Consider the following 13,032-nt stretch of genomic DNA (forward strand, 5'->3'; position numbering starts at 1 on the left):
GAGGGAATGATATATGAAAATATCTAAATCACCATGGGTGTTACATTATGACGGATCCAGCTGTAACGGCTGTGATATAGAAGTTTTGGCTACGATGACTCCTCTTTATGACGTGGAGAGATTCGGAATTATTAATACAGGTAATCCCAAGCATGCAGATGTACTTTTGCTTACGGGAGGAATGAATGCGCAGACGGCACCTGTTGTAAGACAGCTTTACAACATGATGCCAGATCCAAAGGTTGTTGTTGCGTGCGGAATCTGTGCATGTGACGGCGGAATCTTCAAGGAGTGCTACAACATTTTGGGTGGCGCCGACAAGATCGTTCCGGTTGACGTTTATGTTCCCGGATGCGCAGTAAGACCGGAAGCTCTTATTCAGGGCGTTGTTAAGGCGGTTGGAATCCTTGAAGAAAAGAAGAACAAGTTAAAACAGTCAATGAAGGCCGGATATTGTACTGTAGACTACAGCAAGATGGCTGTTCATATGACTGAGGAAGATTATAATCCTGCAGATCAGTATGATGCTGTTCTTACGGAAGAGGCACTAAGAGAACAGGCGGAAGAGAAGATCAAAGCTTCTGCAAAGCCTGCTCCCAAGCCTGTGGCACCTGCTGCAGCCGCTACTCCGGCACCCGCTGCAAATGCGGCAAATACTGAGAAAGGAGACAAAAAACAATGAATACCGAGTTTGTAAATGTTAATCCCGAGAATGTCATTGACGAGTCTCAGAAGCTTAAATTTGCAGGATATCATCTTATGCAACAGTGCGCTACAAGAGTTCCGGATGCTTTTGAACTTATTTATACATTCGGAAAAGATCTTGAAGTTAAGCAGCTTAAGATAACTCTTCCCGAAGAGAATGAGATTTCCAGTATCACAAGTATTTTCCCTTGTGCATTCATCTATGAGAATGAGATGCACGATCTCTTCGGAGTAAAGATCAAGATGATAAATATTGACTATGAAGGAAAGCTCTATCGCACAGCTATAGAGACACCGTTTAAATAATTGGAGGAACTGTAATGTCTAACAGAAGTGTAATCCCATTCGGACCTCAACATCCGGTTCTTCCGGAGCCTATTCACTTAGATCTTGTTATGGAAGATGAGAAGGTGGTTGAGGCTATTCCTTCAATCGGATTCATCCACAGAGGTTTGGAGAAGCTGGTTGATAAAAAAGATTTTAATGAGATGGTATATGTTGCAGAGCGTATCTGCGGTATCTGTTCTTTGGGACACGGTCTTGGTTATTCCGAGGCTGTTGAGCATATCATGGATATTGAGGTACCTGCAAGAGCCAGATATATGAGAACTATCTGGTCTGAACTTAGCAGAATTCATTCACATCTTCTCTGGCTCGGACTTTTGGCAGATGCTTTCGGATTTGAGAGCCTTTATATGGACTGTTGGAGACTCAGAGAGGAAGCTCTTGATATGTTTGAAGAGTCTACGGGCGGACGTGTAATCTTCTCGGTTATGAAGATTGGCGGAATCAGAAGAGATGTCACAGACGATCAGCTCAAAGATTTTGACAACAGAATTTCCAAGATGGAAGAAGATCTTAAGGCTATCGCAAGACCTTTCCTTGAGGATGCTGCCGTACAGACAAGACTTAAGGGAGTCGGTGTTCTCAGCGCAGAGCAGGCAGATGCTCTCGGATGCACCGGACCTTTCCTCAGAGCAAGCGGAATTGTAAGAGATATAAGATCTACCGGATACTGTGCTTACGGAGATGTCAACTTTGAGCCTATCGTAAGCAGTGAAGGTGATTCATATGCTCGTACATATTGCCGTATACAGGAGATTTTCCAGGCATTTGATATTATTCACCAGCTTATTGCAAAGATGCCTGACGGACCTATCGAGGCGCCTGTTAAGGGAATGCCAAACGGCGAGTATATGATGAGAATCGAGCAGCCAAGAGGCGAAGCTCTTTACTACGTTAAGGCAAACGGAACCAAGTTCATTGACAGAATGAGAGTTCGAACACCTACTTTTGCAAACCTTTCAGGTCTCGTAGAGATCCTTAAAGGTTGCGATCTTGCTGATGTTCCGATTCTTGTACTTACGATCGATCCTTGTATCAGTTGTACAGAGAGATGATCGCACTTCGTGAACACAGCACAGATAGGAGATTGAAATGGCATTTGTTAGTTTTAAAAATACAATTATAAAAAACCTTTTTTCAAAGCCATATACCAGAAAAACCGAGAAAGAGTTTCCGGAAGGAACAAGAGGTCATGTCGAGAATGATATGGATCTTTGTATCCTTTGCGGTCTTTGTTCCATAAAGTGCCCGACTCATGCCATCACGGTTGATAAGGTAGAAAAGACTTGGAATATCAGACCTATGAGCTGTATTCAGTGCAGATGCTGCGTTGACAGCTGCCCTAAGAAATCTCTTTCTATGGGAACAAGATTCCAGGAGCCCGACAGTGAGAAGGTTGTAAAATCATTTAAGCAGTCTGAGAAGGCTATTGCCGCTCAGGAAGCTCTTATGAAGGCTGCAAAAGAAAGAGCTGCTGCCGCAGCCAAGGCAAAGGCTGAGAAGGAAGCTCAGGAGAAAGCGGCACAGGAAAATACTGCTGAGAAAAAAGAAGACAAATAATAAATAATGATACTTTTGATCAAAGTAAAAGGGGCGGTACAAGGCGTTGGCTATCGCCCCTTTATTGCACAAAAAGCAACTGAATACGGATTGAAAGGCTATGTTAAAAACATAGGAGCAGCTGTAGAAATTCTTGCGGCGGGAGATGAAGATAGGCTAAGGGCATTTTCTTGTCTCTTAAAGAAGGAATATCCTGCGGGTGCTTTTATTTTAGATGTTGAAATATCGGAAGCTAAGGATGAGTCTGTAGAGTTCGAAGAGTTTTCAATTGTTGAAAGCGCGGATGTTGATCTTTCCTCTGAACTTCCTGTTTTTCTGCCGGATATAGGGATATGCGACGATTGTCTTTCCGAGATGCTTGATGAGAGTAACGTCAGATACGGATATCCTTTGATAAGCTGTGCATCGTGCGGCCCAAGGATCAGTATAGCGGATGCGCTTCCTTACGACAGGGACAATACCGCGATGAAGCCTTTTAAGATGTGCCCTGTCTGTGCGAGCGACTACAAGGTAGGAAGACGAAGACACGCACAGACTGTATCGTGCTTTGAGTGCGGACCTCAGTTTGTTCTTGAGTATAAAGAAAACGGAGAGGCATTTACTGAGGATAAAAGCGCTTCTGTTTCTAAAGCAATTAAGCTTCTTCGAAACGGCAAAATTTTGGGCTTAAAAGGTGTTTCGGGTTATCAGCTTGTCTGTGTACCCAAAGAAGATGTTGCGGCAAAATTACGGGAAATAAAGGGGCGTGAGCGCAAGCCTTTTGCAATCATGTTCAGTGAGGCTGAGAAAGTAAGAGAGTATTGCAAAATAACTCCTTTTGAAGAGCAGATCCTGAAGTCATCCGCAAGGCCTATTGTTCTTCTTGATAAGATAAAGGTTTTTCCAAAGAAAGTATGCGGAGACAGCGATTACATAGGGGCGTTTCTTCCTTCTGCCGGAATTCACAGGCTTTTGTGTGATGCGCTCGGACCTCTTATCGTTACGAGCGCGAACATATCGGGCGATGCGATGGTGACAGATGACGCGGAATTCGATAAAGTCTTCTTTAGGCGCGATATGGTTGAAGGTGGTAATGAAGATTACAAAAATCACAGTGTTGACGGCGTTCTTAGACATGAGCGAAGAATAAACATGGCACAGGATGATTCTGTGGTATTTGTTCATAAGAATCTTTCGGATAAGCTCACTTCGAATGAAGAATGTCGGGATAATGCAGAAAAGATGTTGTTTATAAGGCGCGCAAGAGGATACGTACCCCTTCCGCTTATATTACAGAATACATCGGGATGTTATAAGACTGTTCTTGCACTTGGAGGAGATTTAAAGAGCACTTTTTCTTTTGCCAAAAAAGACAGAGTGATAACATCGCAGTATATCGGTGATCTTGAGGACTTGGGATGCCTTGAGAACTTTAAGAAATATATAAAAAGATATATAGATCTCTATCATATAAAGCCCAATATGATCGTTTGCGACCTTCATCCGAGGTATCATTCCGCGCAATATGGCAAGAACCTAGCGGATGAAATGGGATTGCCGCTCTATGAAGTTCAGCACCATTACGCACATGCACTTTCCGTGATGGCTGAGAATTCGCTTGAGAGCTGTATCGGTGTTTCTTTTGACGGAACGGGATATGGAACTGACGGAAAAATCTGGGGCGGAGAGTTTTTGCTTTGCAAGAACACAGAATTTGTAAGGGCAGGGCATCTTTCGTATGTGAAACTATGCGGAGGTGACAAGGCTTCCGTTAATGCGGAGCTCGTTAAGTCGTGCTATGAATACGGCAATAATGAAGGAGCTGGGATAGATCCGCTTATAAAGGCAGCTCTTTTAAATAATATAAATACATTTGAGAGCTCGAGTACGGGCAGGCTTTTTGACGGTGTCTGCGCGCTTCTTGAGATAAAAGAACAAAATTCGTATGAAGGTGAATGTGCGATATTTCTTGAAAATGCCGCGAGAAGGGGCATGAATTTGAATAAGCCCTGTATTTCATTTAAGATAGATAGGGCGGGTGATATGCTTATTGCGAATCAGCTCAAACTTTTTGATGATATAAAAAAGGCGTATAACAGCGGCAAATATCAAAAAGAAGCCATCGCATATGCTTTTCACGAGGCACTTGCAGGTGCTGTCGTCAAAATGTGCCGTTTTATCAGAGACGAGCATAAAGAAAATAATGTATGTCTGTCAGGAGGCGTTTTTGCGAACAGGATATTGCTTGAAAAGGCTGTGAGCGCGCTTTCGGAAGACGGTTTTAGTGTATATATAAATGAGTTTGTGCCTGCGGGAGATGCGGGAATATCGCTCGGGCAGGCGTATTATGGTTTATTATCGCAGAAAGAGGTGTAAAAAATGTGTGTTGCTATACCCGGAAGAGTTATAAGTATGGACGGCACAAAGGCTACCATTGATTTTAGCGGGAATATTGTTGTTGCCGATGCGGGGCTCGTTGATACGAAAGTCGGCGACAGAGTTCTTGTCCATGCGGGATGTATCATTCAGACAATGAGTGATGAACTTGCGGATGAAGTTGAAAGTCTTATGAAAGAAATTGAGGATTTAAGTAACTGACATGGCAGGTTTTGATATAAAAAAGATTGCAGAAGAACTGAAAAACTATGACGGCGACGAAGTCCGTATCATGGAAGTTTGCGGTACCCATACAGCTGCGATATCAGAAAACGGCATTCCTTCCATGCTTTCCGACAAGATAAAGCTTATCTCGGGACCCGGATGCCCTGTTTGCGTTACTGTGACTGCGGTTATCGATAAACTTATCGAGCTTTCCATGCGAAGCGATACGGTGGTTCTTACGTTCGGTGATCTTATAAGAGTTAAGGGTACAAGTATGTCTCTTGCGGAAGCAAAGGGCGAGGGCGCGCACGTGAAGATGGTTTATTCGCCAATGGAGACGGTTAAACTTGCAAAAGAAGATCCGGATCACAACTATGTTTTTGCCGCTATCGGATTCGAGACCACAACGCCCGTGTATGCGATGGTCTTGGAAGAAGCTGAAAAAAATAATCTTGATAATCTTAAGCTTCTTACGTCATTAAAGACTATGCCCGAAGTCATTAGATATGTCGTAAAAAACGGCGGCGGGATCGACGGATTCATTGCTCCGGGGCATGTTGCCACAATTACGGGAAGCGATATCTACAAAGAACTTTCTGAGGAACTTGGCATTCCTTTTGTAGTTTCCGGATTTGAGGGCGCACAGCTTCTTTTGACCATATATTCTCTTGTGAAGATGAAGGGAAAAGGCGGATTTAAGAACCTGTACAAGAGCGCGGTAAAAGAAGAAGGCAATATCAAGGCAAAAGAAATCATCGAAAAATATTTTAAAGCTTCTGATGCATCCTGGAGAGGAATGGGAAAGATTCCGGGTTCAGGCCTTATCTTAAGAGAAGAATACAAGAAATATGATGCGGGAAGCGATATGCTTGATGAGGACAATATGCCGCCCGGATGCAGGTGCGCGGATGTTCTTGTTGGAAAGATAAAGCCCTGCGATTGTCCGATGTTTGGAAAAAAATGTACGCCCGATACGGCTCACGGAGCATGTATGGTTTCAACGGAGGGAAGCTGCTACAACTATTTTGTTTCGGGTAGAAGATAGTTTTTTTGACCGGATATAAACGAATAAAGATTGACGAAAGAGGCACGGTATGAAAGTTACAATGGCTCACGGAAGCGGCGGAGAGTCCACTTCAAAGCTTATAAAAGATGTTTTTGCAAAATATTTTAATAACGATATATTAAATAAACTTGAGGATTCCGCGGTTGTCGGAGGAGCAGCGAGACTTGCGATAACAACCGACAGTTTCGTGGTGACTCCCATAGAATTTCCGGGAGGAAACATCGGGAGACTTTCTGTTTGCGGAACGGTAAACGATCTTCTTATGAGCGGCTCTAAGCCCATGTATATAACATGCGGATTTATCCTTGAAGAGGGACTTGATCTCGATGTCCTTGAGAATCAGGTCAAGGCTCTTTCTGAGTGTGCAAAAGAGGCCGGGGTTACGATAGTTACTGGCGATACCAAGGTTGTTGAGAACAGAGGCCAAGAAGCGGGACTTATAATCAATACATCGGGAGTCGGCTTTATTTCTGATGATGCAGAATCTATAGGGCCTTCTAATCTTCATGATAACGATATTATTATTCTTTCCGGAAATCTCGGAGACCATCACGCGACTATTTTGGCTAAAAGAATGGGAATCGAAAATAATATTAAGTCTGATGCGGCTCCTTTGACGGACGCCGTAAATAATCTAATGGCACAGAAAGTCAGGATTCATGCGATGCGAGACGTAACAAGAGGCGGACTTGGCACTGTTTTAAATGAATTTGCGGAGAGCTCTTCCTGTGATATAGAACTTTACGAGGATAAGCTTCCTGTATCTTCTGAAGTCAAAGATTTCTGCGGACTTCTTGGACTTGATCCGATATATATGGGCAACGAAGGAAAGTTTGTACTTAGTGTTCACCCCGAAGACGCTGACAGAGCGCTTTCAATAATTCGTAGTTCCAAATACGGCGAAAACGCCGCCATTATCGGCATGGTCAAAAAAAATAATCAGCCTTCCGACATGCATAAAGTGGTGCTAAATACCAATATAGGCGGAAAAAGAGTGATAGGACTGATGTATGGAGAGGGTCTTCCAAGAATCTGCTAAATGTTGTAAAATAGTTATGCTATGCAGTCGTATAAATGCGAGGTAGATTAATGGAATTTAAGAGAATTAACAAAGACACCGTCAACTGTATCATCACAGAAGATGATATGGATGAACAGGGGATAAAGCTTGAAGACCTTTTTGAGAAGAAGAAAGAAGCATTGGATTTTTTACACGATGTAATGCTTAAGGCACAGGAAGAAGTTGACTACAAGCCGACCGGTTCTTTCATGCCGCTTCAGATAACTGTTTTACCCGATCATTCGATTTCACTTACTCTTTCTGAAAATGCATCAGCTTCATTTGGGGAAATCTTAAGAAATCTTACAGAGAAGGCGGGAGTCAATATCCCTAAGAACGTTCTTGAGGACATTGGAGATGCGGTTGATGAGGACAGAATTTCAAGACTTAACGATTATCTCAAAAGTCTCAAGAATCTGACCAATTCAATGAAGAATATAATAAATAAAGAATCTGTTCCGATAAATGTAAACGGTTCTTCAGATAAGAACAAGAACCTTGCCGACAGTCTTTCGGTCGGTGCTAAGAGAAAAGCAGAGAACAGGCGTGTTCATAATGAGGAAAATCTTAAGCAGCTTCAGTTCAGTGAATTTGTATTCACATTTGACAGCTTTATGGAAGTTAAGAAGTTCTGCGCAAAGGCTCCTATGGGCAACAATATCTGCAGCACTCTGTACAAGAATGAGGAAACAGGTAAGTATTTCCTTGATATCAGAAGAGGTGACGAGGATACCAAGAAGTTCGCATCGCTCTTTACGATGGCTTATGAATTCGGACACTTCCAGTGTTCGGCTCCTCAGGCAATCGCTTATATCAGAGAGAGCTATGATTGTATAATCAGAGAGAATGCGATCGAGCATCTGGCACAGATGTTTTAAAGAATAAAAAATAGAAAGAGTTGCTAAGCTAAGCAGCTCTTTATTTTTTGAGGTAAAGATGAGGCTTAATAAATTCATTGCTTCCTGCGGAGTCTGTTCAAGAAGGGAAGCCGATAAGCTTATTGAAGATAAAAGAATAACGATAGGCGGCGCTATAGCTACGTGCGGCGCACAGGTCGAGGATGGCGACACAGTCTGTCTTGACGGAAAAGAGATAAAACCCAAGGAAGATAAGATTGTTCTTGCATATTATAAGCCGGTCGGCGTTGTATGCACCGAAAACGACGTTCATGCCGAGAAAAACGTCATTGAAGATCTCGGATACAAAGAGAGAGTAACCTATGCGGGCCGTCTTGATAAGGATTCTGAGGGACTTCTTATCATGTCAAATGACGGTGATCTGATCAATGCGATGATGAGAGCCGCAAATAAACATGAGAAAGAATATGAAGTAACGGTAGATAAGGACGTAACGACTGAGTTTATAACCGGGATGGCGTCCGGAGTTTTTTTGCGTGAGCTGGGTGTAAAAACAAGGCGCTGCAAAGTCAGTAAAACCGGCAAAAGATCTTTTACCATAATACTCACACAAGGGCTTAACAGGCAGATTAGGCGAATGTGCGGAGAACTTGGCTACGAAGTTGTAAAGCTTAAGAGGGTGCGCGTCATGAGCGTTAAGCTTAGCGACTATAATCTTAAACCGGGCGGATATGCCGAACTTTCCGAGGAGGCAAAGAAGCTCTTGTACGGCGAAGCGGGAGTTAAATAGTTTGTCCCAATTTGAGAATTTACTGATATAATAAATTTGTTGTCTGCGTGAGCCGCTATGGATTCGCGAGGCAGGTTAGTTTGTAATAAATTTGAGGAGAGTTATATGTCACTTAATCAAGACACAGATTTGATAAAAAAAGAGTATGATGGGCTTGTTAAGACAATAAAGCATCACATGGATCTTTATTATAATCAGGATGAACCTGAGATTTCCGACTATGAGTACGATATGCTCATGCAAAAGCTCAAGGAGATTGAGAAAGAACACCCTGAGTTTGTAAAGAAGGATTCGCCCACCAGGATAATCGGCGGTGTTGCGAAGAGGGAAGCCGGAGTTAAGATAACTCACAATGTCCCGATGCTTTCGATAGAGGATGTTTTTAGTAAGGAGGAAGTTGCCGAGTGGATCGGGAAAGTTACCGCAAGGCACAGCGACGCAGTTTTTTCCGTTGAGCAGAAGATTGACGGACTCAGTCTGTCGCTTAGATATTACAAGGACGAAGCTGACGGAAAGCTTCATCTTAGGACTGCGGAGACAAGAGGCGACGGCTTTATCGGCGAAGATGTTACCGAGAACGCTCTTGTTATCCCTGATGTGAAAAAAGTGATCGATCTTCCCTATGAGTATCTTGAACTCAGAGGAGAAGTTTATATGTCCCACGAGGACTTTGATAAGTTCAACGAGATGCAGGAGAAGCTTGGGAAAAAGCTTGCTGCAAATCCGAGAAACCTTGCTGCGGGAACGCTCAGACAGCTTGATCCGCAGGTTACAAAGGAAAGAGGCCTTCGAATGTTCGTGTTTAACGTTCAGGACGGCCCTGAGGAAGTAAAGAGTTCTCATGTTAATGGACTTGATATCCTTGAAAAAGCGGGAGTTAAGACCGTTTATCACAGGGCATGTGTCTCTTCGAGCGAAGTGAGCGCGGCAATCGATGACATCGGTAACATGAGAGAAAATCTTGATTTTGACCTTGACGGAGCTGTTATAAAGATTGATACGACTTCTTGGAGAGAGGAGTTTTCTACAAGTTCCAAGTATTCGAGCGGACATATCGCATATAAGTATCCGCCGGAAGAAAGAGTCGTTGTCATGGACGAGATTTTTGTCGATGTCGGAAGAACAGGTAAGCTCACATTTACAGGAAGCTTCCACGATAAAGAGACAGGAAAGGCAGCAAGACTTTGCGGAACCAGTGTTTCAAGAGCAACACTTCACAATCAGGATTATATTAACGAGATGCAGGTCGGAATCGGCGGCGAGTACAAGCTGTTTAAGAGCGGCGAGATTATCCCTAAGCTCAACGGCTGTGTAAAAGTGCCTTCCGAAGTATATAAAGCGCCGGAAACATGCCCCGTGTGCGGTGGCGTGCTTGTAAGAGAGGAAGATACTGCGGATATAAGATGCATCAATCCTATCTGTCCTGCGCAGGTTACAAGAACAATCGCGTATTTCACTTCAAGAGATGCCATGAATATTATGGGACTTGGCGATACTCTTGTAGATGCACTTGTTTCAGAAGGTTATCTTAAGAGCTATGCGGATATTTACAGCCTTAACGAGCACAGAGACGAGCTGATCGAAAAGGGAATCATTGGAAAAGAGAAAAATACGGATAAGCTTCTCGGCGAGATTGAGAAGTCGAAGTCAAATGATGCTGTAAGGTTTCTTACGGGACTTGCGATAAGGAATGTCGGAAAGTCAACAGCCCGTGAGATCATGAAGCACTTTGACAATGTCATGGATCTTTCAAAGGTCACAAAGGATGGATTTCTTCATATCCCTGATATCGGAGAGACTACAGCAGGCGATCTTTATGAGTTTTTTCATGATGAGAAGAACCTTGAGGTTTTATCCAAGATGCAGACACTTGGCGTAAATATGACAGCCACAAAAGATGAGGACGCATCAGATATTTTTGCCGGTAAGACCATTGTTGTAACGGGAACACTTCCTACACTCGGAAGAAAAGAAGCTGAAGAGCTCATTGTCAAAAACGGCGGAAAAGCGTCGGGAAGCGTTTCTAAGAAGACAAGTTTTGTCCTTGCGGGCGAAGCAGCGGGCAGTAAACTTACCAAAGCAAAAGATCTTGGTATTAAAGTTATAGACGAAGCTGAATTTATGGAGATGATTAAAAATGCCAATTAAAATACAGAACGATTTACCTGCCAGAGAGATTCTTGAAAAGGAAAATATATTTGTTGTTGACGAGAACAGAGCTTGTCATCAGGACATCAGATCGCTTCAGATCTGTATTCTTAACCTGATGCCTCTTAAGGAAGATACCGAGCTTCAGCTTCTTAGATCAATGTCAAATACACCGCTTCAGATTGATGTTTCGTTTATGCAGATGAGTTCTCACCATTCTACGAATACATCACCGAACCATCTTAACAGGTTCTATCATACCTTTGATGAGCTAAAAGACAGGACGTTTGACGGAATGATCATCACGGGAGCCCCTGTTGAGCAGATGCCTTTCGAAGAAGTTGATTATTGGCAGGAACTCTGTAAAGTTTTCGAGTGGACAAAGACAAATGTAACATCGACATTTCACATTTGCTGGGGCGCTCAGGCCGGAATCTACTATCATTTCGGAATCAATAAAAAGCCCCTTTCGGAAAAGAGATTCGGAATATATGAGCACAAAGTCATGAACAGAAAGGTTCCGCTTGTAAGAGGATTTGATGATATATTCAAACTTCCTCATTCCAGACATACCGAGACACCTTCCGATGCGATTCATGCCTGCGAAGACCTTATTGTTCTTGCGGAATCTGAGATTGCAGGAGTATTCCTTTGCATGAACAGATCCGGCAGCCAGATCTTTGTAATGGGACATGCCGAATATGACAGACTTACACTTGATTCCGAGTACAAGCGCGACCTGGCAAAGGGACTCGATATCAAGATGCCCATAAATTATTATCCCGATGACAATCCCGATAATAAGCCCACACTTCAGTGGAGGAGCCACGCAAATATCCTTTACACCAACTGGCTCAACTATTATGTTTACCAGAATACACCATACCAGTGGGGCCAGATCCTTGACGAGGAGAAGCGTAAGCTCGCTTCGAAGGGACTTACGCAGAAAATATAAGCGTCTCCATTTGGTTGTAATATGTCTCTAAATAAGTTAAAATATATATGTTAACTCGTTTATTTTGTAATAAAAATGTGCATCGAAAAGCGTTGAACGAAAAGGAGAATGCTTTATGGGTCTTGAGCTTGAAAATAATGAAGTTGAAACAAAGAATGAACTTAAAAAGAAACCTACCAAGAAGACCAAAGAGATGCTTGAAGAGAACGCAAGGCAGATAGAAGAGCTCGAGAGCGAAAAAGTTGAGCTCAATTCTATGCTGTCAGATCTTGAAAAAGAAGCAGCGGACCTCGGAGAGAAGTCTGCTCTTAAGATGAAGGTTACACATAGAAAATTCGGTGAAGGCAAGGTTATTTCTCAGGATGGAAAGTATATTGAAGTTAAGTTCAAGGATGTAGTAAAGAAGTTTGTCCTTCCCGGTTGCATCGCAGATAAATATCTTGAAGTCGATGATGAAGAAGTCTATGAGTACTATGTGAAATGCAATGAGACTCATAAAAAGCGTATGGATACTGAATTAAAGATTAAGTCAGCTACGTACGCTATTCAGAGACATGAGGATGCGATTGAGAAGCTAAATGCAAAGTATAAATAATAATTGTTGTTTGAGCCTGATCGGTAACGGTCAGGCTCTTTTAAGTTTGCGCGCCATGGGCGCGCTCTAACGGGTGCAAGTCCCAAACACGCCCAGATAGTGGGAAGTGTATAGCCGAACAGCAAGGGTGTCCATCGTGAGGTGGAATCTGAAGGAAGCTGTAAGCAAATCTCTGGTCCGACGGACAGGAATCACATATAAGGCTAGGCTACGAGAGATAAGTTGGCTTAAAGCAACAAAGTCTAATAACTATCACTTTTGTAGTAGCAGAGTAAATGTGGCGGATATATGGAGAGAAAGAGCGCGCGCCTTAAGCGTGGAGGTCTCACAGGGGTTTCATTAGCCTAGTAACAACGAACTGTGAGAAGTCA

13 protein-coding genes are annotated in these 13,032 nt (G+C 43.0%); all 13 read left to right on the forward strand.

Translation table 11 applies throughout. The features are described from left to right. Positions 1-13: 13 nt before the first annotated feature. The 13 genes from G628_RS19295 (at position 14) to G628_RS0107840 (ending at position 12,661) form a co-directional block, all read left to right on the forward strand. On the forward strand, positions 14-682 hold the full coding sequence (locus tag G628_RS19295) for an NADH-quinone oxidoreductase subunit B family protein (protein WP_026666830.1): 669 nt from the start codon (positions 14-16) through the stop codon (positions 680-682). After that, on the forward strand, positions 679-1,011 hold the full coding sequence (locus tag G628_RS0107785) for an NADH-quinone oxidoreductase subunit C (protein WP_026654786.1): 333 nt from the start codon (positions 679-681) through the stop codon (positions 1,009-1,011). Before G628_RS19295 ends, G628_RS0107785 begins: the two co-directional genes overlap by 4 nt. Positions 1,012-1,025: 14 nt before the next feature. Then, complete coding sequence (locus tag G628_RS0107790) at positions 1,026-2,105, forward strand: nickel-dependent hydrogenase large subunit (protein WP_026654787.1); 1,080 nt, start codon at positions 1,026-1,028, stop codon at positions 2,103-2,105. Between the two features lie 37 nt (positions 2,106-2,142). Continuing rightward, the gene (locus G628_RS0107795; RefSeq protein WP_027208873.1) at positions 2,143-2,610 is read left to right on the forward strand and encodes a 4Fe-4S binding protein; all 468 of its coding nucleotides are present in this window, start codon (positions 2,143-2,145) and stop codon (positions 2,608-2,610) included. 15 nt (positions 2,611-2,625) lie between these two features. Then, positions 2,626-4,965, forward strand: a complete 2,340-nt coding sequence (gene hypF / locus G628_RS0107800; protein ID WP_196803730.1) for a carbamoyltransferase HypF — start codon at positions 2,626-2,628, stop codon at positions 4,963-4,965. A 3-nt stretch (positions 4,966-4,968) separates the two neighbouring features. After that, positions 4,969-5,187, forward strand: a complete 219-nt coding sequence (locus G628_RS0107805; RefSeq protein ID WP_027208875.1) for a HypC/HybG/HupF family hydrogenase formation chaperone — start codon at positions 4,969-4,971, stop codon at positions 5,185-5,187. A gap of 1 nt (position 5,188) precedes the next feature. Continuing rightward, positions 5,189-6,235 carry a hydrogenase formation protein HypD gene (gene hypD, locus G628_RS0107810; RefSeq protein ID WP_034500706.1) on the forward strand — a complete coding sequence of 349 codons (1,047 nt, stop codon included), beginning with the start codon at positions 5,189-5,191 and terminating at the stop codon, positions 6,233-6,235. Between the two features lie 49 nt (positions 6,236-6,284). Further along, the gene (hypE, locus tag G628_RS0107815; protein ID WP_027208877.1) at positions 6,285-7,295 is read left to right on the forward strand and encodes a hydrogenase expression/formation protein HypE; all 1,011 of its coding nucleotides are present in this window, start codon (positions 6,285-6,287) and stop codon (positions 7,293-7,295) included. A 50-nt stretch (positions 7,296-7,345) separates the two neighbouring features. Then, positions 7,346-8,194: an adaptor protein MecA gene (locus G628_RS0107820; RefSeq protein WP_026654794.1), complete on the forward strand. Its 849-nt coding sequence runs from the start codon at positions 7,346-7,348 to the stop codon at positions 8,192-8,194. 58 nt (positions 8,195-8,252) lie between these two features. Continuing rightward, positions 8,253-8,963, forward strand: coding sequence for a pseudouridine synthase (locus G628_RS0107825; RefSeq protein ID WP_027208878.1), 711 nt, complete (start codon positions 8,253-8,255; stop codon positions 8,961-8,963). A gap of 105 nt (positions 8,964-9,068) precedes the next feature. Continuing rightward, a complete protein-coding gene (gene ligA, locus G628_RS0107830) occupies positions 9,069-11,111 on the forward strand; it encodes an NAD-dependent DNA ligase LigA (RefSeq protein WP_034500708.1) in 2,043 nt (680 codons plus the stop codon). Next, positions 11,101-12,066, forward strand: a complete 966-nt coding sequence (gene metA, locus G628_RS0107835; RefSeq protein ID WP_027208880.1) for a homoserine O-acetyltransferase MetA — start codon at positions 11,101-11,103, stop codon at positions 12,064-12,066. Before ligA ends, metA begins: the two co-directional genes overlap by 11 nt. A 115-nt stretch (positions 12,067-12,181) precedes the next feature. Beyond that, positions 12,182-12,661 carry a hypothetical protein gene (locus tag G628_RS0107840; protein ID WP_027208881.1) on the forward strand — a complete coding sequence of 160 codons (480 nt, stop codon included), beginning with the start codon at positions 12,182-12,184 and terminating at the stop codon, positions 12,659-12,661. Positions 12,662-13,032: the final 371 nt, after the last annotated feature.

The sequence above is a fragment of the Butyrivibrio hungatei NK4A153 genome (assembly GCF_000424465.1).
Taxonomy (GTDB): domain Bacteria; phylum Bacillota; class Clostridia; order Lachnospirales; family Lachnospiraceae; genus Butyrivibrio; species Butyrivibrio hungatei_A.